At 36.3% G+C, this 21,933-nt stretch carries 26 protein-coding genes; 3 read left to right on the plus strand and 23 right to left on the minus strand.

Features of this window, described 5'->3' with window-relative positions; all coding sequences use genetic code 11:
• Positions 1 to 140 precede the first annotated feature (140 nt).
• Entirely contained in the window at positions 141 to 587 is a 447-nt protein-coding gene (locus NX902_RS21480; protein ID WP_163185314.1) for a helix-turn-helix domain-containing protein, read from the plus strand.
• Positions 588 to 817: 230 nt separating this feature from the next.
• On the opposite strand, the gene NX902_RS21485 is transcribed toward NX902_RS21480, so the two are convergent.
• The 4 genes from NX902_RS21485 to NX902_RS21500 form a co-directional block, all read right to left on the minus strand.
• Positions 818 to 1,306 (minus strand): competence protein ComK, encoded by a 489-nt coding sequence (locus NX902_RS21485; RefSeq protein ID WP_172859205.1) that lies wholly within the window; start codon positions 1,304 to 1,306, stop codon positions 818 to 820.
• 30 nt (positions 1,307 to 1,336) lie between these two features.
• Positions 1,337 to 1,576, minus strand: a complete 240-nt coding sequence (locus tag NX902_RS21490) for a helix-turn-helix domain-containing protein (RefSeq protein ID WP_172859206.1) — start codon at positions 1,574 to 1,576, stop codon at positions 1,337 to 1,339.
• Positions 1,577 to 1,721: 145 nt separating this feature from the next.
• Positions 1,722 to 4,229, minus strand: a complete 2,508-nt coding sequence (locus NX902_RS21495) for a bifunctional diguanylate cyclase/phosphodiesterase (protein WP_172859207.1) — start codon at positions 4,227 to 4,229, stop codon at positions 1,722 to 1,724.
• Positions 4,230 to 4,378: 149 nt separating this feature from the next.
• Positions 4,379 to 4,864 carry a sigma-70 family RNA polymerase sigma factor gene (locus NX902_RS21500; protein WP_095329683.1) on the minus strand — a complete coding sequence of 162 codons (486 nt, stop codon included), beginning with the start codon at positions 4,862 to 4,864 and terminating at the stop codon, positions 4,379 to 4,381.
• Between the two features lie 270 nt (positions 4,865 to 5,134).
• On the opposite strand from NX902_RS21500, the gene trmL reads away from it, so the two are divergent.
• Entirely contained in the window at positions 5,135 to 5,605 is a 471-nt protein-coding gene (trmL, locus tag NX902_RS21505; protein ID WP_047942050.1) for a tRNA (uridine(34)/cytosine(34)/5-carboxymethylaminomethyluridine(34)-2'-O)-methyltransferase TrmL, read from the plus strand.
• Positions 5,606 to 5,663: 58 nt separating this feature from the next.
• Here the strand turns inward: trmL and NX902_RS21510 are convergent, their stop codons facing one another.
• The 5 genes from NX902_RS21510 to NX902_RS21530 all read right to left on the minus strand — a co-directional run bounded on the left by NX902_RS21510 (position 5,664) and on the right by NX902_RS21530 (position 9,846).
• On the minus strand, positions 5,664 to 6,362 hold the full coding sequence (locus NX902_RS21510; protein ID WP_163185299.1) for an ABC transporter permease: 699 nt from the start codon (positions 6,360 to 6,362) through the stop codon (positions 5,664 to 5,666).
• A 31-nt stretch (positions 6,363 to 6,393) separates the two neighbouring features.
• Positions 6,394 to 7,317 carry an ABC transporter ATP-binding protein gene (locus NX902_RS21515; RefSeq protein ID WP_095329681.1) on the minus strand — a complete coding sequence of 308 codons (924 nt, stop codon included), beginning with the start codon at positions 7,315 to 7,317 and terminating at the stop codon, positions 6,394 to 6,396.
• A 91-nt stretch (positions 7,318 to 7,408) separates the two neighbouring features.
• Positions 7,409 to 8,341 carry a sensor histidine kinase gene (locus NX902_RS21520; RefSeq protein ID WP_095329680.1) on the minus strand — a complete coding sequence of 311 codons (933 nt, stop codon included), beginning with the start codon at positions 8,339 to 8,341 and terminating at the stop codon, positions 7,409 to 7,411.
• On the minus strand, positions 8,338 to 8,994 hold the full coding sequence (locus NX902_RS21525; RefSeq protein WP_217279684.1) for a response regulator transcription factor: 657 nt from the start codon (positions 8,992 to 8,994) through the stop codon (positions 8,338 to 8,340). The genes NX902_RS21520 and NX902_RS21525 overlap by 4 nt, the downstream gene beginning before the upstream one ends.
• A 321-nt stretch (positions 8,995 to 9,315) precedes the next feature.
• Positions 9,316 to 9,846 carry a dihydrofolate reductase family protein gene (locus NX902_RS21530; protein ID WP_095329678.1) on the minus strand — a complete coding sequence of 177 codons (531 nt, stop codon included), beginning with the start codon at positions 9,844 to 9,846 and terminating at the stop codon, positions 9,316 to 9,318.
• Between the two features lie 88 nt (positions 9,847 to 9,934).
• Here NX902_RS21530 and NX902_RS21535 point away from each other — a divergent pair, with 88 nt between their 5' ends.
• A complete protein-coding gene (locus NX902_RS21535; RefSeq protein WP_095329677.1) occupies positions 9,935 to 10,894 on the plus strand; it encodes a helix-turn-helix transcriptional regulator in 960 nt (319 codons plus the stop codon).
• Between the two features lie 121 nt (positions 10,895 to 11,015).
• Here the strand turns inward: NX902_RS21535 and NX902_RS21540 are convergent, their stop codons facing one another.
• From NX902_RS21540 to NX902_RS21605, 14 genes are all read right to left on the minus strand, one after another.
• On the minus strand, positions 11,016 to 12,080 hold the full coding sequence (locus tag NX902_RS21540; RefSeq protein ID WP_163185296.1) for an SIS domain-containing protein: 1,065 nt from the start codon (positions 12,078 to 12,080) through the stop codon (positions 11,016 to 11,018).
• Between the two features lie 15 nt (positions 12,081 to 12,095).
• A complete protein-coding gene (locus tag NX902_RS21545; protein ID WP_095329675.1) occupies positions 12,096 to 12,905 on the minus strand; it encodes a PTS system mannose/fructose/sorbose family transporter subunit IID in 810 nt (269 codons plus the stop codon).
• Positions 12,898 to 13,686, minus strand: a complete 789-nt coding sequence (locus tag NX902_RS21550; RefSeq protein WP_095329674.1) for a PTS mannose/fructose/sorbose/N-acetylgalactosamine transporter subunit IIC — start codon at positions 13,684 to 13,686, stop codon at positions 12,898 to 12,900. The genes NX902_RS21545 and NX902_RS21550 overlap by 8 nt, the downstream gene beginning before the upstream one ends.
• Positions 13,687 to 13,769: 83 nt before the next feature.
• Complete coding sequence (locus tag NX902_RS21555) at positions 13,770 to 14,249, minus strand: PTS sugar transporter subunit IIB (protein WP_095329673.1); 480 nt, start codon at positions 14,247 to 14,249, stop codon at positions 13,770 to 13,772.
• Positions 14,250 to 14,251: 2 nt separating this feature from the next.
• On the minus strand, positions 14,252 to 14,665 hold the full coding sequence (locus NX902_RS21560) for a PTS sugar transporter subunit IIA (protein WP_163185294.1): 414 nt from the start codon (positions 14,663 to 14,665) through the stop codon (positions 14,252 to 14,254).
• A 30-nt stretch (positions 14,666 to 14,695) separates the two neighbouring features.
• Entirely contained in the window at positions 14,696 to 15,814 is a 1,119-nt protein-coding gene (locus NX902_RS21565) for an ROK family transcriptional regulator (protein ID WP_163185291.1), read from the minus strand.
• A 168-nt stretch (positions 15,815 to 15,982) separates the two neighbouring features.
• Positions 15,983 to 16,438, minus strand: coding sequence for a hypothetical protein (locus NX902_RS21570; RefSeq protein WP_341160986.1), 456 nt, complete (start codon positions 16,436 to 16,438; stop codon positions 15,983 to 15,985).
• Positions 16,439 to 16,608: 170 nt separating this feature from the next.
• Positions 16,609 to 17,361 carry a sugar isomerase domain-containing protein gene (locus NX902_RS21575; protein WP_163187918.1) on the minus strand — a complete coding sequence of 251 codons (753 nt, stop codon included), beginning with the start codon at positions 17,359 to 17,361 and terminating at the stop codon, positions 16,609 to 16,611.
• A 3-nt stretch (positions 17,362 to 17,364) separates the two neighbouring features.
• Positions 17,365 to 18,078, minus strand: coding sequence for a KDGP aldolase (locus NX902_RS21580; protein WP_123258364.1), 714 nt, complete (start codon positions 18,076 to 18,078; stop codon positions 17,365 to 17,367).
• A gap of 1 nt (position 18,079) precedes the next feature.
• Complete coding sequence (locus tag NX902_RS21585; RefSeq protein ID WP_095329667.1) at positions 18,080 to 18,808, minus strand: creatininase family protein; 729 nt, start codon at positions 18,806 to 18,808, stop codon at positions 18,080 to 18,082.
• 16 nt (positions 18,809 to 18,824) lie between these two features.
• Positions 18,825 to 19,817: a phosphotriesterase family protein gene (locus NX902_RS21590; RefSeq protein WP_095329666.1), complete on the minus strand. Its 993-nt coding sequence runs from the start codon at positions 19,815 to 19,817 to the stop codon at positions 18,825 to 18,827.
• Positions 19,818 to 19,887: 70 nt separating this feature from the next.
• Positions 19,888 to 21,183 carry a PTS ascorbate transporter subunit IIC gene (locus NX902_RS21595; RefSeq protein ID WP_095329665.1) on the minus strand — a complete coding sequence of 432 codons (1,296 nt, stop codon included), beginning with the start codon at positions 21,181 to 21,183 and terminating at the stop codon, positions 19,888 to 19,890.
• A gap of 31 nt (positions 21,184 to 21,214) precedes the next feature.
• Positions 21,215 to 21,481, minus strand: a complete 267-nt coding sequence (locus NX902_RS21600) for a PTS sugar transporter subunit IIB (protein ID WP_095329664.1) — start codon at positions 21,479 to 21,481, stop codon at positions 21,215 to 21,217.
• The gene (locus NX902_RS21605; RefSeq protein WP_303983650.1) at positions 21,481 to 21,921 is read right to left on the minus strand and encodes a PTS sugar transporter subunit IIA; all 441 of its coding nucleotides are present in this window, start codon (positions 21,919 to 21,921) and stop codon (positions 21,481 to 21,483) included. The genes NX902_RS21600 and NX902_RS21605 overlap by 1 nt, the downstream gene beginning before the upstream one ends.
• Between the last annotated feature and the right edge of the window lie 12 nt (positions 21,922 to 21,933).

Here is a 21,933-nt window from a genome sequence, read left to right on the forward strand (position 1 = left end):
GTGACATTTACTAGCTAGAACACCGGTGGGCAAATATCATTTGTTAATTCAAATTATACACGTTTTTTCGAGCGAGTCAACCAAAAATAGTCGAATTTTCGTATAAATACGTTTTTTCGTGTGAAAGGAGTTTAATATTAGTGAAAAAGATTGAGCATATTGGGGAACGTATCAAATTATTAAGAGAAAAACATGGATTATCACAAGCTGCTTTCGGAAAAAGAATTGGGGTCTCTTCGGGAAATGTCGGAGACTGGGAAAGTGAGAAAAAGAAATCATTACCTGGAGCTAAAGCCATCTATACTATTGCGAAGGAATTTGAGGTTTCTGCTGATTGGTTGCTTGCTGGAGAGGAATTTTTAGGAGATTCATCCTTAAAAAGCGGAAATATAGTAATCCAGGATGACAAACCATCCATCAGCACTAGTATCATAAAAGAACGAGAATCCATTAATGAACTCGCCCCCGACGAAACATTAACAGAAGAAGCAAAAGAACTAGTTTCCATATTTAATAATTTAAATGAGCGAGATGCAGCCGAATTATTAATGATTGCTCGAATGAAACGCGATTTTGAAAGTCGGTAACGGTCGACGGTTCTTGTACAGGCATTCGTTACCCAATGGGGAATGGTTCTAGTCCTATCTTGTGCCTATAACATGGTAACAGTAGAACCATCCCTCCGATTCTCTTATATCCTCTCCTGCTAGGTTTTTAACATTTTCTAATCCTTTGGAAATAGCGATAAACTGTTCCATATAAGTAATGGGACCTCATAGGAACCTATTCCTTTCAACCCGCTATTCATTATAAGAGCCTATTGTCGGATATCCTTTCTATCTTCCATTGATTTTCTTATCCTCCATGATTTGATAATCTGTGTCTCTAGGATATAGGGAGATACTTCCGTAAAGATTTTTTCTCCATTTTTAAAAATGATAGCGCTTTTAAATTTTTCATTGTGTTTTACTGGGTGTATGTGATCGATATGCTCGGTGAAGATCCATTGACAGTGAAATTGCCTAGGAGCATGGGTGGGAAATGCATATATATTTCTTTGGGGGTTAATTGGCATAGGCAGTCTTTTCTGCATTCCTAATTTATATGTAATGGAACGACGTCTTCCATCAAAATCAGAACCTCCAATTAATAGATTCTCCTTGATTATGTCAAAGGGAGTTTCTTTGACATACACAGTCCGATCTACTTCTTTTACCACTGCGTCACATTCGATTGCTTCCATGGGCATGATGGTCATCGTCCGTTCATTGGCAATATATTTATTTAAAATACACTCTTTCTTCATCCTTTACACTCCTTCTTTTTCACACACTTTTTAATCTAGTTCCTCCATTGTCTCTTTAATAAGTACTGCATCCAGCTGTAAATCAAGTACTTCACAAATCTTATATAAGGTACTTACTTTCGGTTCCTTTTGCCCTCTTTCGATTTGTCCAAGGTGAGCATAGTGTAAGCCTGTTTCATCCGCAAGCTCAAACTGAGTGAGCTTTTTCTGTAACCTCCTCTCTTTCAGTAATTTATAATCAATACAACTTTTTTCTCCTCTTGATTTCAACTTTATCACCTCCTTTAGAACTATTATGAAGGAAATGAATAACCAGTAAAACTTCCTATAGGTAGGAATTTGTTAACATTTTGTTAATTTTTAGGAACTAACTGTAAAAACAGAAAAAAGACGGTTCGATGGAAGGTCATTGACCTCACAAGAACCGTCCCTCTGCTTCCGTTAAAAATGAAAGTATTTCGCTTGGTGGAAGGGGTTTGCTATATAAGTAGCCTTGTAGGTTAGTGCATCCTTTTCTTTTTAGGAAGTCAGACTGCTCTTGGGTTTCTACTCCTTCTGCAATCACATTCATACCTAATTCCGATGCAAGGATGATAATCGCTGAAACAATGGCTGCATCTTCCTGACTAGCAGGAAGATGACTAATAAATGACTTATCAATTTTAATCGTATCTGCTTGAAACTGTTTTAAGTACATAAAGGAAGCATATCCCGTTCCAAAGTCATCAATAGAGACTTTTATGCCCATGCTCCGCAATGTAGAAACCGTATCTCGAACAAGAGATTCATGGTTAGATAACACACTTTCTGTTATTTCTATTTCTAGGTATTCAGAAGAAATCTTATATTCCATCAGTTTTTTGCTCACTAGTGCAGCGAAATCTTGTTTTAAGAGCTGTTTAATCGATACATTGATGGCGATGGGGATTTTTATATTTAACTTTTCCCATTCTTTTATTTGAGCACATGCTTTATCTAGTATCCACTCACCAAGCAGTAAAATAAAGTCACTTTCCTCCGCAAGGGAAATAAAGGCAGCAGGACTGATTATCCCTTTCTCTGGGGAAATCCACCTAATTAATGCTTCCACTCCAATAAAATTACCTGTTTCTATATTCACTTTAGGTTGGTAATAAAGAACAAACTCGTTTTCTTTCAGTGCTTTTTTTAGATTGCTCTTTAACTGAAAAGCACTGACAGCATTTTCATTCATTTTAGGATCATACAAATTAAAGGCATTGCCACCCACTTTCTTCATACTATACATAGCAATATCAGCGTTTTTCATCAGTTCCTCAAATGTTTGGCCATGTTCTCCACTAAGACTTATGCCGATGCTTCCATGGGTGGAAAATTCTTGACCATCTATAATGATCGGTTCTTCAATTGCTTGGAGAATTTTAGCAGCTAATGCACGTAAGCTGGATTTGCTCGTATACTTACTAATTAATATAACAAATTCATCCCCGCCCATTCGTGCCACCACATTCTTTTCACCAATGGCTTCTTGAATTCGTTTCCCTACTTCTTGTATTAACCTATCTCCTGAAGAATGACCAAAAGTATCGTTATGTGGTTTTAAGTTATCTAAATCTAAAAACATAACTGCAAGGTGGTTCGTTTCTTGTAAGCGCTGCGAGAAGATCTCCTTTAAATACCGCAAATTCGGCAGATTTGTTAAACTATCATAATTTGCGAGATATTTAATTTTTTCTTCATGGAAATGGCGCTCCAATGCAATTCCTGTCAAATGACTAAAATCTTTCAACATTTCAATGTCAGAATCCTTTGGTTCTACCGGTTCCTTATAATAAATAGCAAATGTTCCTAATAAGGAGTCTTTAGATGAGATAATAGGCAATGACCAACAGGAACGCAGACCCTCTGCTAAGGCGATTTCTTTCCAATTGGACCAGGATGAATCTGTTTCTATATCGGCAACAATTTTTAATTCCTTCGTGTATGCTGAATGGCCACAGGAGGCAAAATTCTCTCCTACAGGAAACTTATCAATCTTTTCAATGAATGTAGAATCCAGCTTTGGACCATAGCCAAAACGCAGCCAATTATGCTCTTCTTCATAATACATAATCGAACAAATTCCTTTTAAAAGTTCTTCTACGCTTTCAGTAATATATTCAATTATTTGTTCTAATGGTTCACCCACGGCAATTCTCGATAAAATAGCCTTTTGTTTCTTTTGCAGTTCCTCCATGTTTTTCTTTTCTGTTATATCTTGGGCGATTCCATGGATACCGATAACTTGATCATTTAACTTCAAAGGAATCGTCGTCAATTTGATATCCCGAATTTCCCCATCTTTTCGAATGATTTGCGACTCAATCCCTTGAGTCATTCCACAACAGACCTTGTCAAAACGCTGCAGCACTCTCGGAAGTTGCTCTGGTACAATCAAATCACGGAAATTTAATGTCTTTAATTCTTCCTTTGTATATCCGCTGATTTCTTCTGCAACTTTATTAACATCTAAAAAATTACCTTTCTTATCCAAGGTATAGACTCCATCTGGATCATGTAGAAATAGAGATTTATACGTTTGTTCACTTTTTTCTAATTTTGTAATGTCTCGTCCAAATACGATTAGATTTTGACGATTTCCAGCTGAATCAAATATCGGTACCTTAATTACCTCATATATACGCTCTTGGTTATAGAAGAAAATGGACTCTTTTACTTCTATCTGTTTTCCTGTCTTCCACGCTTGAAGATCACTTTTTACAATGGCAGGCACATATTCAGCAAAATGGGGATATAACTCTCCTAATTCCTCGTTTGTTTTCCCTAGGTATTCCTCTATATTAAAAAGTTTCAATGTTTTACGATTCGCTTCCATCCAGCGACCCTCTTTATCCTTTATAATAATAATATCAGAACTTGCATTTATATATGGTTCTAAATTCATTGCTCTCTCCCTAATTTCTACGGTCATATACAATCCATTATATAGCTTCAGCAAGATTTGGACTATATTGAATTCTTGGACAGTTTATTCATGGAAAGAGGATGGTCCATCTTATAAAGGGTTCTCATAGTTGGTAGTTCTCGCTCTTTTTAGAATTCCAATATCCGCTTCAACTTCTCCTTCGCTCCCTTGCGCCACCACTTTACAGCAGAAGGCGAAACTCTTTCGTTCTGTGCTATTTCTTCTACAGTCATCTGATGAACAAAGGTGGCAATAACCCAAGTTGTTTCTCTTTCAGATAGTTCCTTGCAAAGATCTTTTATGTAGTCCTCTTCTTCTCTGTATAGAATAGGACTTTCCATCAGCGCCCAGAACTCCTCACTTGGGTAAGCATTTCTTTCTGCCTCTCTTGTCCGCCGCTTCAATTCATCAAGAAATCTTCCTTGCATATGTCGATATAAATAATTGCTGTATTTACCCTTTTCCTCTTTAAAATGACTCATCGTTTCCCAAATGCTTATTAAACCAATTTGAAAAAACTCTTGCTTATCTTTATAAATCAGCAACTTTTTTATCATATGGTGGATCATCGGTGTAAACTCCTCCACTAATTGCTCGTAATTCTTCCCTTCCACGTTCGTTTCCTTCCAGAAAAGCGCCTTTCCTTTTTATTCCTAGGTACCTTTACTTTATGGAAAAATTGAGTGACTTTCGATTGAAGAAAAAATAAGTTAAAATACCAAAAACACAAGTAATAATTAGAATTGACGTCTAACTTGAAGTTAGAGTGAGGATTATTTGATAAATAGCAATATTTTAAGAGACTGATATCGTTTAAATAAGTCTGCTACTAGCCCAAAATATGCTATAATTCGAAGGGGAAAATATAGATAGAGGTGACATTCATGGCCATACACGTTGTTTTGTATCAGCCTGAAATTCCGGCTAATACTGCCAATATTGCACGTACTTGTGCAGGAACAAATACAGCTCTGCATTTAATTCGACCACTTGGTTTTTCAACCGATGAAAAGATGATCAAACAAGCAGGTCTAGATTTCTGGGAGAACGTAAACATTACCTATTACGATTCATTAGACGATTTTTTTGTGAAAAATCAAGGTGAATTTTACTATATTGAGACATTCGCAGAAAAAACATATACAGCCTACGATTTCACTGATCAATCAAAGGACTATTATTTCATATTTGGAAAAGAAACAACGGGTTTGCCAAAAGACTTACTAGAAACACATAAGGACCATTTTCTACGAATTCCAATGACCGAACACATCCGGTCCCTGAACCTTTCCAACACAGCAGCAATACTAGTATTTGAAGCATTACGACAACAAGGATATTCACAAATAAAATAAGGAAGCAGAATCTCCTCTGCTTCCCTTTTTTCATTGGTCTTCTTGGCGACTGAAATAATTACTGTAAATCAATTGAATCCATCTTGCGTATAGTCATGTTAACAATGCCAATAGCAACAATTGTTAAAGCGATAGGGATATAAATAATATTAGCCAAGGAAAAGTCCGTCCCGATCGAGGAACACATGATCATGACAATCAACAGAGAGGAGCCAATTGTTGCAGGGGTTGAATAATTTCTCATCCCAAAATAGAGAGGCACAAGCGATGCACCAGCAGTTGCCACATTAAACATCAAAATATTTAATAGCTCGGAAAGAAATTGATTGATCGTTATATTCATTTCAACTGTTAGATGCAATACTTGATTTAGCCCGAGAAAACTCAATACAACAAACAGATTAGAAATAATCAATGTCACGAATGTCATGATAAAAATCAAGACAATCTTTGCGCTCATTATTTTTTTCCGATCTATTGGGTAAGAAAACAAAACAAGCGCAGTTCGATTTTTGAACTCATCTATGATTACCTTCGAAATTAGTACAGAAGCAAAAACAACAAATACGCCACGAACCATTGTTCCAGCTACCATGGAATAATCCGCAAAGCTTTGAAAGGATTCCTCTCCTTCCATTATTTGCTCGAAAGTAATCATGCATAATAACCCAAGAATAACGATATTAGCAATAATAGCCCCTTTAATAAACCAACCTAATTTATGTTTTCTAAGCTCCAGCTTGATTAAATGAAACAAAATATATCCTCCTATTATCATTAAAAGTTAATTAATGATTGATTTTTTCCAATCCAACTTTCTTTATAAAATATTCTTCTAATGAGGTTTGTTTCTTTGTTATAGACTCCACATCAATATCCTCTACTATCAACGTTTTCGTTATTTGTGATGGTAGAATGGCTGTATCATAAATTCGAATAACATCATCATCGATCACTTTCAAATTATTCATATTCAATTTATTGTGTAAAACAAAAGCTGCTTTGCGCTGATTATTTGTTACTAACTCCAGATAATCTGTATTTTTCGCTTTTATAGAATCCATCGTTGCTTCTTCGATAAGTTTACCGTTTTTTATTACACCAATCGTGTCTGCAATTTGTTCAATTTCACCGATTATATGACTAGAAACCAAAATGGTCATTCCATATTCTTTATTAAGGATGTTAAACAATCTTCTCATTGACTTAATCCCAGCTGGATCTAGCCCATTAATCGGCTCATCTAAAATTAATAATTCCGGCTTGGTGATAATTGCTCTGGCAACACATAAACGCTGCCTCATCCCCAAGGAAAAGTCTTTTGGTTTCATCGCTTCCACATTTTCAAGACCGACCCACTCTAATGCTTCCTTAATTGCTTTTTTGTTATGATAACCCATGTACTCACAATGTAATTCTAGATTTTCTAAAGCAGTCATTTTTTCATAAAAAATTGGATACTCAATCATGCTGCCAATTCTCGTCAGGTAATCAAAGGAATTCGGAAGAAGGGGCTTTCCGAAGATTGTAATACTTCCTTGTGTAGGCTTAATCATATTGGTCAGCATCTTCATAATCGTTGATTTCCCAGCACCATTAGGACCAAGAAATCCATATACTTCTCCTTGTTTAATATGAAGGGAAACCTGGGATACGACTTCACGTCCTTGTATTGTTTTGGTTAAATCTTTTGTTCGTACAGCATAGTCCATCTAAATCCTCCTCATTTACTATCTGTATTCATTTTAGCTCCTATCCCTTGCTTTTTTCTGTCTTAAATCTTACAAAAACCTTAAGTTTCCCTTACCCATTCATTCGCCTAAAGGTAATGTAAAATGAAGTTTTTTCATATGGAATAGAATGCACAGAAATTTCTCCGTTCATCTCCTCGACAAGCCTTTTGGTAATAGTTAGCCCTAAACCACTACCTTGAAATGCTTTATTCCTCGAATCGTCAAGTGTAAATAGGCGCTCAAAGATATTCGCTTGGTCAGCTTCGTCGATTCCCTTCCCGCGATCAAACACTTCTATATATACATGCTGTTCATCAAAATGCAGGCTTAATCCAATTACCTTCCCATCGAGACCATAACGGATCGCATTCGAAAGGAGGTTATGTAAAACACGATTTACAGCTTCCTCATTTCCCAGTGCAAAGACAGACTCATCAGGTATATCAATCATTACCTCTAGCCCTTTGGCTCTTATCCAATCATGGAATGTTAAGATATTTTTCTTGCATAGTTCAGATAAATTTACTATTTCAAGGGGAATTTCTTTATCACCAGACTCTAGCTTTGCTAGATCAAAGAATGTATTCATTAATTGAATAAGCTCCATTGTTTTGTCATGCACCTGACTTAATAATTGCACTCTTTCTGTTTCTGTAATGGGAAAATCTTTCTGAAACATTTCAATATAACCGGCTATCACAGTAAGAGGCGTTTTTAAGTCATGGGAAATATTTGCAAGCATACGCTTCATAGAATGTTCCATTTTGATAAATTCTCGGGACTTTTCGTGACGGTCATCTAATACTTGATTGATGCTTATAAGGAGATCTCTTAATTGTTGATCATTTGAGACAACGAGAATTCTTTCATTTGTTTGCATGTGAAGAATTTTTTTCAGTTTGTTTGATATATATGTTATATGTTGATCCCGATTTTTCCTTTGTCGATATTGATACACGTTAAAAATAAGAAGAACCAAAATAATACTGATCCAGATAATCATTCAAACTCCCCTAACTTATAACCAATCCCCCATATTGTTTTGATATAAATAGGATCAGAGGGATTATCCTCAATTTTTTCGCGCAATCGTCTCATATGGACATTAATAACATTATCATCACCAAAATAATCATCGCTCCAAACAGAACGATAAATTTGTTCCTTAGTAAACACTTTCCTTTGGTTGCTAAAAAACAAAAGCAGAATCTTCCATTCTGTCGCTGTCAAATTAATTTCCAAACCATTCTTCCATACCCGATGATTTTCTTTATCTAATTCCAATTCATAGACTTTCATCCTTGATGGCTTAGATTCTTCACGACTTTTGTCAGCGTACTGTGTCGATCTCCTAATCGCTGCTTTTACTCTTGCAGCTAGTTCAATCATAGAAAATGGTTTTGTTATATAATCATCTGCGCCAAACCCTAATCCTAAAGCTTTATCAATCTCTGTGTCTTTCGCTGACATGATGATAACAGGAATATAACTAGTTGTTCTGATACTTTGAAGAACATCCATTCCACTCAATTCTGGTAACATGATATCTAATAAAATCAAATCATAACGCTTTTCCTTAAACATTTGTCCTGCCGTCTTCCCATCAAAAACACATTCCACCTTAAATCCTTCATTATGTAAATATCTTTTTACCATATCACTAATCGCAAGATCATCTTCCACAAGTAAAATAGTTTTTTGCACCTAAACTCCCCCTCTCTTATTTCCCTACATATAAGAGCTAATTATTCTATAAAATATATATTTACCTTTTATACTACTATAAGTAGTATAAATTAATAATGGCATTTATATGGAGATTTACGAAAAGCACACGTGAGAAAAGATTCCTTTTGCTTACATTCCTATCCTATTTGGACAAAAAAAACTGCGCCTCCCGTTGTTAGATGTATCTAACAACGGGGCGCAGTAAAAGGACCGGGTTTTAGATATTTCAACTTTTTTTAGCCCAATCTCTTACCTTCTCCTTTCATAATGAACCTCAACAAACTGGTTATAACATTTCGTTCCTTTTAAGATCAATTCCAATTGATAATCAGCTTCTTTAAATAAAGGAATTCCTTCTCCAATTATTGCAGGGGCGATGGTAAGAATGAACTCATCTATTAACTTCTCTTTAAGAAAAGAATGTAATAGTTCTCCCCCGCCAACCATCCATATATTCTTTCCCTCTTGTTTTTTTAATTTATTTGCAAACTCGATGATGTCATCCTTTATAAATGTCACCTCGTCTGTATCCTTGTGTTCCTGTCTCGAAAAAACATAGCATTCCTTATTTTTATAAGAAAAATCATTAGTATGATTGATAATCCAATCATATGTTTTTCTTCCCATTAGAATAGTATCTATCGTTTCGTAGAATGCAGAAAACCCATTATCTCCTTCGCCTTCTACTTTAAATAACCATTCTAATGATTCATCTTTTGCAGCAATATAACCATCCAGACTTGTTGCCGTAAATAATACGATATTCCGCTGTTTTTTCATATACATTCCTCCTAAAATGTTCGATGGTTATAGTATAATATTTAATAATGACACCTTTTGTCATATATAAAATTTTAGAGGTGATTATATGCGGGCTGATCGGTTGATATCCATTTTGCTCCTGTTACAAAATAGAGGGAAAATGACAACAAAAGAATTAGCGAAGGAATTAGAAGTTACAGAAAGAACAATCCATCGGGATATGGATGCTTTAAGTACAGCAGGAATACCCATTGTAGCAGAAAGAGGGAAAATGGGCGGATGGACATTGCTTGACCAGTATCGTACGAACTTAACTGGATTAAAGTATGATGAAATGTTATCTTTGCTTATTTCTCCTTCTGTTCAATTGTTATCCGATCTCGGATTAGCAAAAGAATGGCATGATGCCCGCCAGAAAATGGTTGCCGCACTCCCGAACGCTTTTCGACAACGTTCCCTCGATGTCTGGAACCGAATTCATATAGATACAACCGCATGGAAACAACCAGCGAAAAAAACTGTTTCCTTTAAGATAATACAAGAAGCAATTTGGAAAGAAAAAGTACTGCATATTCAATATGAGCGAGCAGATGGAAATGTAATTTTTCGGATGGTCAATCCTTTAGGATTAGTAGCTAAAGGAAATACTTGGTACTTAATTGCCTCCTCAGACGAAAAGATACGAAATTATCGAGCATCCAGACTCCTGTCCCTAGTGATGACAGAGGAAGCTTTTACTAGACCACTGGACTTCAATTTGGAGAAATATTGGCTGGAATCCACACAAACTTTTATTAGCTCTCTTCCTGAGTTTAAGGTAGAAGTGGAAGCATCGCCATCGATTATTCATAGAATGAAATTCACCACACGTTTTGTGCAAATCGAAAGAATAGGAACACCAACTGCAGAGGGATGGTTCCCTGTAAGCCTGCGCAGTGATACAGAACAAGAAGCAATTGCCTATATTCTAGGCTTTGGCGATCAAATCAGAGTCATCTCCCCTTCCCCGCTGAAACAGGAAATTTACCAAATGGCGAAGAAGATAGTTGATTTTTATAACCGGTAGCGGACGGAGGAGAGCGTTGCTACTGATGGGAAAGAAACGATAGAAGAGGAGCTTAATTTAAAAAGTCTATCTTTCATTAGGATAGAAAGATAGACTTTTACTGATTGACTATTGCTGATTCTTATATTTTCCCGCTCAATTTTTTGCTTTCTAATTTCATATGGAATTTCGGATCTTTTGGTGTACTTGGATTAATTCCTTTTAAAGCAGGGACTATTGCACATATTAACTGCACTGCTATTGGATACACAAATGAATGATACAAATAATTATCTCCATTTTCTATTACTAAATTCTTATCCTCAAAGCCCTCTACCTTACTGCCAATAATATAGATATTATCTGTCCAGTCTGATAAGACGCTAATTAATTTATTTACTCTCGGCTCTTCTCCGGTATGCAAGAATATAATTGTAGAGTCTTCATTAATTGCGTTGTAGATTCCATGAATAAATTCTTCAAATTCATAACCCGTTACAGGAACACGCATCGTCTCTAATAATTTTAAAGCACTTTCTAAAGTATCCCCATATAATTCATCGGTACCAACAATTCTTATTTCTTTTGCATTTTTTAGTTTTTCACTATTCTTTTGCACCCATTCTTCCGCAGAATAGTAAATATCTATAAAGGCATCGCTCGTTTTATTTAATATTTCTATCACTTGCTTCGTTTCCTCACTACTCAATTTCCCATTTTCTTCTCCAATATAAAGAGCTAAAAGAAGCAAATTTAATTTTGTACAATAAAATCCTTTTGTTTTTGCACCTGATTTCTCTTCCCCACATTGAACAGTCAGTACATAATCAGCAATTTCATCAATTAATGCATTATCCGTTCCCGCCATGGATGCTATAATACATCCTGACTCTTTTGCTAATTTCATAGAATTATAGGTAGAATAACTACTTCCCCCTTGCGAGATTCCAATAAAGAGAGTATTTTTTGTGTCCTTTGTTAATAATTCCTCTGTAATTTGAAAAGGATAATAAGCTTCTACAGATAATCCAGTTAACTCACGCATTTTTTGTTGAACTTGCGCTCCTGAATGATAACTAGTTCCTGATCCTGTAATAATAATTCTATTAATCTCCTCTTTTTTAACAGTAGAAAACAGCTCACTTGATAGTGCAATTATTTCCTTCATTTTTGCTGGGGTTTCTTTTAAATAATCTGTAATATTCATTAATAATCTCTCCTTTTATAATATTCCAATCCAATGTATAATTATTCCAATAAAAACAGTCGCAATTGTCATCTTAGATATGCTTACTTTTTTTCTAATCATCCAAAAGACAACAAATGTTACTAATATTGGCAAAAGATTAGGCAAAATTTGATTCAATATGTCTTGAATTACTACTTCTGCACCATTTACGCTAAATTTCAATGGTGTGGTGATTTTTAACATAGTTGCTACCATTGCTCCCACTACAAGTAATCCAACTGTAGTAGCCATTGCCATAATTTTGTCCATCAGACCTTCTTTTTGGATTCTTTCCAATGAATTCACACCAACAGAATAACCAAACTTTAATCCAAAAACCCTTACTAATATATTGGGAACATTATAAAGCAGTAAAAACAGGATAGGTCCAATCAAATTGCCATGCTCTGCAAAGGATATACCAATACCAGCAGCAATTATCCTCAATGTTCCCCAAAATAATGAATCTCCAATACCAGCTAACGGTCCCATAAGTGCGGTTTTTACAGCATTAATCGAACTAGTGTCAAAATCTTTATTATTTGCATTTTGTTCCTCCATCGCTGCACTAATTCCAGCAATAGTTGGAGAAACAACTGGTGTTGTATTAAAAATTTCCAAATGTCTTTTTAAAGCCTGTGCCTGTTCTTCTTCCTTTTCATATAATCTTTTGATTACTGGGATCATCGTATAACAAAAGCCGAGATTCTGCATTCTCTCATAGTTAAAGGCACCCTGCAGAGCAAATGACCGCCAAAAAACGCTTTGCAAGTCTTTTTTACTGAGCTTCTTCCCCTCACTCAAAGTTAATCTCTCCCTCCGTTAAATTATTACTTTCGTCCTTCTTCTTTCCAGCATCGTTATTATTAATGAAAAAGTTTAATAGGATTGCTAAACATACACCCATTAACGCTATTGCCATAACATCAAGTTCTAGATATGATGCCGATAAGAAACCGATAAAGAAAAATACGGCCATTTTTTTAGAAAACAGCATATCCATCAAGAGAGCAAACCCAATGGCTGGCAGCAGGTTTCCGGCAATAGTCATTCCTTCTAAAATCACCTTTGGAACTGAATTAATTAGATAAGAAACTTTATCTGCCCCCAATAAAATTGCTAAAAAGGTTGGAACAAACACACTTAGGAAAAATAAAGAGATAGGTATCCACATCATGAGGGTAACTTTTTTAAAATCAGCTTTTTGGGCGTAATGATCTGCTTTATGTACAAAATAAGTATTAATTACCCTTACAAGTACACCTAGTGATTGAGCTAAAACGGCAATAGGAACTGCAAGTGCCAAAGCAACTTCCGGACCCTTTCCAGAAATGATCGCAAAAGCAGTACCCAAGACTCCTCCTGTCACAACATCGGGTGGTGTAGATGAACCGATGCCAGCTATTCCCATCCAGATTAATTCTAGTTGGGCACCAATAATAATCCCTGTCTTAAAATCACCAAGAACTAATCCAACCAATGCACCTAATACCAAAGGGCGTTCTAACATCAAGACTCCGAATAATCTGCTATCTAATATTCCTATACCGGCTATTAACCCCAATAATATTGCCTCATATAACAAAAATCTCGCCTCCCCTTATTCTTACTACCATTTTCTTAGATATGATGACGACCATTGTTCGTAGATCTTGTTGAAATATTTTTTTATTTTAGTAAATCGCTGAATAATTGTTTTTTATCTCTTGGCAATATTCTGAAATCTAAATTTATACCTAGTTGCTCTATTTGTTTCAGGTTGTTAATATCTTTTTCGCTGACTGCAACTAAATCAGTCAACTTTTTCTTCCCTTCTTCGTATCTTAGCCCCCCTACATTTATCTCACTTATGGCACCTTGGGAGTTCTTAGCAACTTCTAACGCATCATCCGTATTTCTTACCAGAACTAATACATTACTTTTCTTCGCTTCAGCAAATTTACTAATTATTTCTCCAGATTCTGCAACTCCCCTAATATATAATTTCACATTATTAGGTTTAGCCAAATCGAGTGCCATTGCTTTTACTTTGTCATTTTTCGCTTCGTCATTTACCACAAGAATAACATTAGCACCAACAGAAGGTGACCAGCCAAAAGCAACTTGCCCATGGAGGAGACGATCATCAATTCTGAATAAAGAAATCATTTTCACACCACTCCTTTTACTAATTCATTGATGTATTTAATCCCATGTCTTCCTTCTTTAATAGATTCAGTTAAAATCGCTTCAACTGAATCTTCGTTATAAGAAGTCATAATGGTAGTCAAAATCATAGGAAGATTCACACCCGAAACTAAATGAAATGTTTCATTTTCTGGTAAACTCAATAATATTTCAGAACAAATATTATTAACACTTCCCCCGTACACATCTGTAAAAATAACAAGATCTGTTAAAGTATCGCTAAAAATTAACTCTGTTAATTCCTGCTTTCCTACTTCTCCAGATTTTGATTTTGTCATACAAAAACAACTCATTTGGTGGTTTGTACCTATAATTAATTCAGCAGTCTCGATTAATGACTTAGCTAACTCACCATGTGTTGCAATAATGATTCTCACTATTCATCCCTCCATAAGATGCTTTTTGTATTACTGATTTTCTATCTGTTTAAACATAAATGCTATCGCACCAAGTGCCCCAGCATCCCCTCCAAGCCTAGCCAGACTTATTTCTGTTTTTATTGGAGTAAGGTTTGTAACTAATTCGCTTATTTGATTGATTACGATATCCATCGATTCGGAAACATCCCCACCAATAATAACTCTTTCAGGATTTATTAGATTTGTAGCATTAGCAATAAAAACAGATAGTTCAACAACAAAACTATCTACGATAGAAATCACTTGTTGCTCCCCATGAGAATACTTTTGAAACAAAACTTCTGGGGAATAACCTGACTCTGCCAATGCAATTCCTGATATTTTTGATTCAAATACACCTGGTTTTCCCATCAGGTTAAACTTGCCATTCTCAAAATCACTCCGGCTTATTTGATAGGCAATCTCACCAGCTTGGTAATCATGACCATAAACTAGATTCCCCTCGTTAATGACTGCGCTTCCAATACTCTGCCCAATTTCAATAAATAAAAGATTTTTTATCCCTGAAGGATCCAGCCACATTTCGCCTAAACCTGCACAATTGACATCATTGTTAATAAATGTGGGAAAAGGAAAATGCGGTTTGAAAATTTCATGAAGGTTAAGATTAGTCCAATTTAAAGCTTTTGCTCGAAATACTATTTCTGAATTAGCTCTACCAGGCACCCCTATGCCCATACCTAGAATTTTTTCCTCTGGTATAGCAGATTCTTTTATGCTCTCTTTGACAATACTGATAATTTCTTCTACTTGATTTGTTAATTTCACCTTTTTTTTAAAGATTATCTTTCCAACTAAATTGGTAATAATGATTAAAATTCTTACTCTATCAATATCTAATCCAATACCATAAGCTGAATCCGTGTTATATCCTAGCATCAATGCAGGTCTCCCACCACCCTTAACAGGACTTTGTTCTCCCATCTCTATTACTAATTTTTTTTCTAACAATTCTTCCACAATTGATGAAACTGTTGACTTACTTAATGATAATTTTTTTGCAATTTGAGCTCTGCTAATTAACTTTTCTGTTTTAATTTCTTCCAATATCAATGACCGATTAATTTTTTTTATCAAGTCATGATGTGCTGCAACTTTGTTTTTCATAATGCTTTATCCTATCTCCAATACTAGTTTGTAAATCCTTAAAAATTTCTATTATGTCTTATTCCCTTTAATTAGTTTTGTTACTGGACTAATTATTTGTATTATCACATAAGTTTTCTGACATTTCAATATTTTTTTAAAAAATTTCTGATTGTTCTACTAATTTTATTAGTATTTTTTAGTTACGGGGAAGATATCAGGGAAATTAAGGGGTAAATCAGCCAAAAACGAGGAGGATATCAGCCAAAGTAGGGATATATCAGCCAAAACGAAGAGCATATCAGCCAAAGTAAGGGATATATCAGCCAAAACGAAGAGCATATCAGCCAAAGTAAGGGATATATCAGCCAAAACGAAGAGCATATCAGCCAAAGTAAGGGATATATCAGCCAAAACGAAGAGCATATCAGCCAAAACGAAGAGCATATCAGCCAAAGTAAAGGATATATCAGCCAAAACGAAGAGCATATCAGCCAAAGTAAAGGATATATCAGCCAAAACGAAGAGCATATCAGCCAAAGTAAAGGATATATCAGCCAAAACGAAGAGCAAATCAGCCAAAGTAAAGGATATATCAGCCAAAACGAAGAGCAAATCAGCCAAAGTAAGGGATATATCAGCCAAATTGGGGAAGAAAATTCATTTTGAAGATTCCTTTACTGAATTATCTTTGTTTATACTAAAATAGGGCTCTCTCATACAGTAGAGAGAAGCCCTGTTAAAAGTTAATAAAAGAGACTTTCTTATAGAGTTAAAAGTTCTATTTTCATGCCAATGATTAGCTGCCTCGTTACTTACTCATCTTTCATATTTAAAGTTAGTAACGGGATTCTTTTTTCATATTTTTTTACTAATGCTTCATTATGGTCGTCAGATCCTTCTATATTTCCACTTAAGAAAACTGGTGGTTCAAAATCATGATCTGCCATGATTTTAATCGCCTCTGCGAAGATACTATTAAGAATAGTCGCACCAATAACAGTAGAAGTCGGGGCAAATGGTACCTTCACCTTATCGTAGCTTAAAATTGCATCTCCCTTAGCAGAATGATTATTTATCACTAAATCGACTGAATTAAAAAGATGACTGCCGCTTTTATGACGAGAAGGTTGGCTTTGGGAATATTCTAATGACGTTATCCCAATGACAAAAGCACCTTTCTCTTTCGCATATTGCGCTACATCTACAGGTACAGGATTTCGCCCAGATGTAGATAACACAAATACGATATCATTTTGCTTAATCTCATATTTCTCTATAAAGTTTTGAGCATAATCATTTTTGCGCTCCAACTGGGAAGAACGCATTGCCCCTTCGTGAAGCATTAGTGGTTCGAATAAAATTGGTTTTAGGGGTACCAATCCACCAGCGCGGTAAAAAACCTCTTCTGTTAGGATATGGGAATGTCCGCATCCAAATAATTGAATAATGCCATCATTTTCAATGCTGTCTGCGACTTTTTCTGCCGCCAGTTGTAAATGTACTTTTTCCTTTTCTAAAACCAACTGTAGTAGATTGCCTACTTTTTCAAAATAGTTCGTTAGCATGAGTTAAGCCCCCAGTTTATTTAATATTTGTGCAACTTCCGTCGGAATGGTTTTCCCTGTTGCTTGATCAATTGTGGAACCAAATATATGCGGCATAAAAAATTCGATTTCTATTTTCTTGACTGCATCAATGATTGTCTTTATATTGAACGCACTTATACCGCCTGCAGGTTCAATGCCGCGAATTCCTTTTTGTGCAGCAACTTTTGTTAAATAGACAAGCTCCTCTAAATGAACTTCCCCTGATAGAGGCATAAATTTAATGGACTCCACGCCTAAAGCAAGCGCAATTTCTACGAATTCCTCTACCTTTACTTCCATACCAGAAGCTAATTTCACTGTTCCAACGGTTCCACTTGGTTTTACTAATGCATTAACAAGCTGGGGAGAGGCTCCATTTCCTTCTAGAAATCCTTTTGCATAAACCGCACTTTCAAATGGCTGATTAATATGTCCCGGATTAGAAATAGCAGCTATGTCGAGAACTCGTTTTGCATACATAGGATCCCCGCCACCGCCAAGGCCGATTGAGACAATGTCAACTACTTCCTTCAGTTCTTTAACCTTACTCGCTCCTTCTTGCCTATTGGAAAAATCGGACGCTACGATTCCTGGAACAACAAAACCTTTCCCAGCTTCCATGATGTCCTGTACATTTTCTTTGTCCTTTGCTAGAAAATTGAATAAAACAAAATCAAAAAGCTTTTCTTTTAACATGTTAGCGGCCCTCTTTCATTTTTTCAATAATTTGTACCATGTTTTGAAGAGCAACTTTGATTATTTTTTCCCCTTTATCTGAACGGGCTAAGGTTGCATCACTTAAAACGGCTGTTTCGGTAAATTCCTCCCAAGGCGTTGGTGTCACATCGGCAATCATTGGAATGGCTGGCATATCATTCAATGCTTTCTCCATCGCAACAAACTCTGGAGCTAGATATAACATGTAGGATGTTTCTATTTCATCTGCATGAAAGTATGTGCCATGGCTTGCTGGCGTTTCTCTAACTTCCGCAATAACTTTGCTTGTACCAGGATAAAATAGATAGAGTACGATTAACTCTGGGTAAATTTCATAAAGCTTTCGTGCTGCTTCTTTCATAGCAAAAGCATTTCCTAGATGGCCATTAACCATGGCGAAAATTTGGAAGCCCTGACGGTATAAACTTTCTCCGATATCGAATAGCATACTAATTAAAGATTCATTCGATACATTGATGCTGCCAGGGAAGTTCTTTAAACTCCAAACCTGTCCATAAGGTAACGTCGGTAAAACAAATCCATTAACTTGTTCGGCGAGCTTTGCACTTAACCGTTCCGCTAAAAGATTATCTGTACCTAATGGTAAATGCGGGCCGTGAGCCTCTACGGCTCCAATTGGTAAGATAGCGACCTTTTTATCGATTATTTTTTCTTTCACTTCGAATGAGTTTTCGTATTGGAATTGCATGCTTACACCTCGCTCATTATTTTTTAAATGTAAAGCATCTCGCTGGATTTTCTACAAAGAATTTATGAACCAGCTGCTCCCCATTAAAGCCTTTTTGATTTGCTTCCTCGATGAATCTAGGAACCCACTTGGCAATAATGTATTCGAGACCTAAGCCGTAATCATAATGCTTATAATAGCTTTTACGAGCTGTATCACCAGAAATGAGGATTTGATTTTCATAGCCCTTTTCTACTAAATGTAGAATGCACTCAATTCTTAGCGACTCTGGTGCATATTTGATTTTCGCTATCCCGTCAAAGCTTAAAAGAGCTCCTGTTTTCGCTATTTTTTCATGATAAGATGGATCTGGATTACGATCCATATGTCCTAGACTTAAGAATTCCAGATTGACATTTTCTGATTTTAATAGTTCGATTTGCTCTAATGCCATCGTGCCAACTTCAGTATGGGAATGGATTGGAGCTTTTGTTTCATGATGTGCCCTTGCTACTGCACGTAAAGTCTTCTCTTCTAAGGGAGTAATTCGGTTATAGCCTGTCCCGAATTTCACTTGTCCTGCTTTAAAGGGCGTGCCTTCCAGTCCTTCTTCTACTTCTCTAATGACAAAATCCGTTAGTTTATTTATACTTGTTTGATCAATCCATTCTGCATAAGTATCGTAATTCCCAATAAGCGGTTTGAGCTCCTCTTTAATCTTTCCATCCCAAAGAAAGCTCTTGTTGAAACCAGCTGTACCGATAATGTGGAGATCCAGCTCATCTGCAATTTCCTTTACCGCCTGCACATCGCGACCATAATCAACGGCTGTAGCATCGACAATTGCTTGGCCACCGTGGCGTTTGAAATCAGCCACATCCTTTTTCGATTTTTCTTTATCATCTAACAGTAAATCATCTGCATCTCTTTCAGCCCAATAAGCTGGACGGCAAACAATATGTTCATGTGAATAAGTAAACCCTAACTCTTTAGGCTGAATATCTCCTCTTAACGTCCGAATAAAGCTCATTTCATTTACCTCCTGATCGATTAAGTGAAAAACCGACATATGAATCAATGTCGGATTATATAATTGTTATTTAATTAAAGAGCATCCCGATCAATCTGAATAATGGTCCTAAGATGAACATATCAGAATCCGCAGCCCACATGGCGGTGTCTGGAATCGTCGAAGCAATCAGCGTTTTCACCATTAAGTATTGTCCCCATGCGACAACGGTTGCTGTTATGAAGCCACCCATTAGAGCGCCGCGGACGCCGCCAGTTGCATTCCCAAAAACACCAGCAGTTGCTCCATGAAAGAATAGTACAATCATTGTTGGCACAAACACATATCCTACTGTTTGCCCTAAAATAATTAGCCAGATGATACCGCCAGCAAATGCGCCAAGGAATCCAAGAATAACGGCATTTGGAGCATAAGTGAATACGATAGGTGCATCTAATGCAGGTCTTGCACCAGGAACTAGTTTCGTAGCGATTCCGTTGAAGGCAGGAACAATCTCACCAATAAACATTTTCACCCCGAAAAGGACAACAGCAATACCAGCTGCAAAGGTAAAGGATTGAATAATGGCATACATGATAAAATTCTGATCGCCAGCTTGAGCAACTAAAGCATCTGCAGCAGGTGTATCTTTTAGAGACAGAATAACAGCACCTATTACGAAGAGAATACTCATTGTCAGGGCAGTAATAACATTGGAGTCTCTAAGAAATTCAAGACCTTTTGGCAATTTGATTTTTTCCGCATCATTTTCTTTATTGCCAAACCACTTTCCAAACCAAGATGCTAGTAATGCAACGAGCGCGGAAGTGTGTCCCAGCGCTATTTGGTCATGTCCAGTAATTTTCCGCATATACGGCTGGACAATAGCTGGCTGGAAGGTCCAATAAATTCCCATAAATACGGATAATATAAGAACTAAAGCTGCGAATGGAATATTTGTTGTTGTATCAATAAGGACACCAGCAAATATCATGGTTGTCCAGAACATCATATGCCCTGTTAAGTAAATATATTTAAAGCGAGTAAATCTTGCTAATAACACGTTAATGACAAATCCGATAAACATCGCTAATGTAACTGCTGAGCCGTATTTCGCATTGAAGGCTTCTTGCCCCATAAAGGAACTAAATTCTGCTCCTTCAATCCCAAATACTTCACTCCACATCGGTTCAAATACTCCAAGGGAACCAGTAATAACACCTGCACCGGCATTAATGATTAAGAAACCAATCATTGCTTTAAATGTGCCACTGATGATCTGGCTTGTATTCTTTTTCTGTAAGATCAAACCAAGCAACACAATAAAGCCTAATAAAATTGCTGGGATTCCGAAGAAGTTAGATGCTAGCCATTGAATGACCTCCATTGTTTGTTCCTCCTCTATTATTTAGGATTTATTAAACGATATTTGCTTCAAGAGCTGCTTTAATTTCAGTTGTATCAAAGTAATTATTAACGATAATGATTTTAGAGGAATGTCCTGCTAATGACTGGGATAGTTCATTACTTGTAATGATAAAGTCAGGACGCTCGGCAGAAGCACTGGAAACGTCTGTATTTTCTACATCTGCGTCTATCCCCATTTGGCGCAGCACATTTTCTACATTTATTCGTAAAATCAAGCTTGTTCCTTGTCCTAATCCACATACGCATAAAATTTTCATTAGATTTGTCCTCCTATTAATGGTTTAATCTCTTCATAGCTTTGTGCATTCAGCAGTTTTTCTACATTTTCTTGATCCGATAGAAGTGCCGTTAATCTTTGCAACACGGTAACATGCTCAGTACTAGAGGAAGCACCTAAAGCGAATACTAACCTCACTGGGTCGTTAAAAGAATGACCAAATTTAACTGGTGTCTTTAGTCTGACAAATGATACACATGCCTCTTTCACACCATCTTCTGGTCTTGCGTGAGGTAGCGCTATATTTGGCGCAAGAACAAAATAAGGGCCATTTGTTTGAAATGAACGCACCATAGCATGTATATAAGTTTCTTCAACAAGTTTACTATTCATTAGAAGCTTCCCCGTGCTAATAATAGCCTCTTCCGGTGATCCAGCTTCTACATCTAAAGCAATTAGAGATTTCTCCAAAAATTTCATATATCACACCTC

This window comes from Niallia sp. FSL W8-0954 (assembly GCF_038005605.1).
Classification (GTDB): Bacteria; Bacillota; Bacilli; order Bacillales; family Cytobacillaceae; genus Niallia; species Niallia circulans_A.

Excerpts from the sequence above, each read along its gene's own strand:
- NX902_RS21555 (WP_095329673.1), bottom strand. The coding sequence starts at position 14,249 with ATGATTTCTTTATTCAGAATTGATGATCGTCTCCTCCATGGGCAAGTT.
- NX902_RS21540 (WP_163185296.1), bottom strand. The coding sequence starts at position 12,080 with ATGAATATTACAGATTATTTAAAAGAAACCCCAGCAAAAATGAAGGAA.
- NX902_RS21495 (WP_172859207.1), bottom strand. The coding sequence starts at position 4,229 with ATGAATTTAGAACCATATATAAATGCAAGTTCTGATATTATTATTATA.
- NX902_RS21530 (WP_095329678.1), bottom strand. The coding sequence starts at position 9,846 with ATGAAAAAACAGCGGAATATCGTATTATTTACGGCAACAAGTCTGGAT.
- trmL (WP_047942050.1), top strand. The coding sequence starts at position 5,135 with ATGGCCATACACGTTGTTTTGTATCAGCCTGAAATTCCGGCTAATACT.
- NX902_RS21565 (WP_163185291.1), bottom strand. The coding sequence starts at position 15,814 with ATGAAAAACAAAGTTGCAGCACATCATGACTTGATAAAAAAAATTAAT.
- NX902_RS21600 (WP_095329664.1), bottom strand. The coding sequence starts at position 21,481 with ATGAAAATTTTATGCGTATGTGGATTAGGACAAGGAACAAGCTTGATT.
- NX902_RS21575 (WP_163187918.1), bottom strand. The coding sequence starts at position 17,361 with ATGCTAACGAACTATTTTGAAAAAGTAGGCAATCTACTACAGTTGGTT.
- NX902_RS21605 (WP_303983650.1), bottom strand. The coding sequence starts at position 21,921 with ATGAAATTTTTGGAGAAATCTCTAATTGCTTTAGATGTAGAAGCTGGA.
- NX902_RS21580 (WP_123258364.1), bottom strand. The coding sequence starts at position 18,078 with ATGTTAAAAGAAAAGCTTTTTGATTTTGTTTTATTCAATTTTCTAGCA.
- NX902_RS21595 (WP_095329665.1), bottom strand. The coding sequence starts at position 21,183 with ATGGAGGTCATTCAATGGCTAGCATCTAACTTCTTCGGAATCCCAGCA.
- NX902_RS21535 (WP_095329677.1), top strand. The coding sequence starts at position 9,935 with ATGCGGGCTGATCGGTTGATATCCATTTTGCTCCTGTTACAAAATAGA.
- NX902_RS21485 (WP_172859205.1), bottom strand. The coding sequence starts at position 1,306 with ATGAAGAAAGAGTGTATTTTAAATAAATATATTGCCAATGAACGGACG.
- NX902_RS21585 (WP_095329667.1), bottom strand. The coding sequence starts at position 18,808 with ATGCAATTCCAATACGAAAACTCATTCGAAGTGAAAGAAAAAATAATC.
- NX902_RS21525 (WP_217279684.1), bottom strand. The coding sequence starts at position 8,994 with ATGGTAAAAAGATATTTACATAATGAAGGATTTAAGGTGGAATGTGTT.
- NX902_RS21590 (WP_095329666.1), bottom strand. The coding sequence starts at position 19,817 with ATGAGCTTTATTCGGACGTTAAGAGGAGATATTCAGCCTAAAGAGTTA.
- NX902_RS21520 (WP_095329680.1), bottom strand. The coding sequence starts at position 8,341 with ATGATTATCTGGATCAGTATTATTTTGGTTCTTCTTATTTTTAACGTG.
- NX902_RS21515 (WP_095329681.1), bottom strand. The coding sequence starts at position 7,317 with ATGGACTATGCTGTACGAACAAAAGATTTAACCAAAACAATACAAGGA.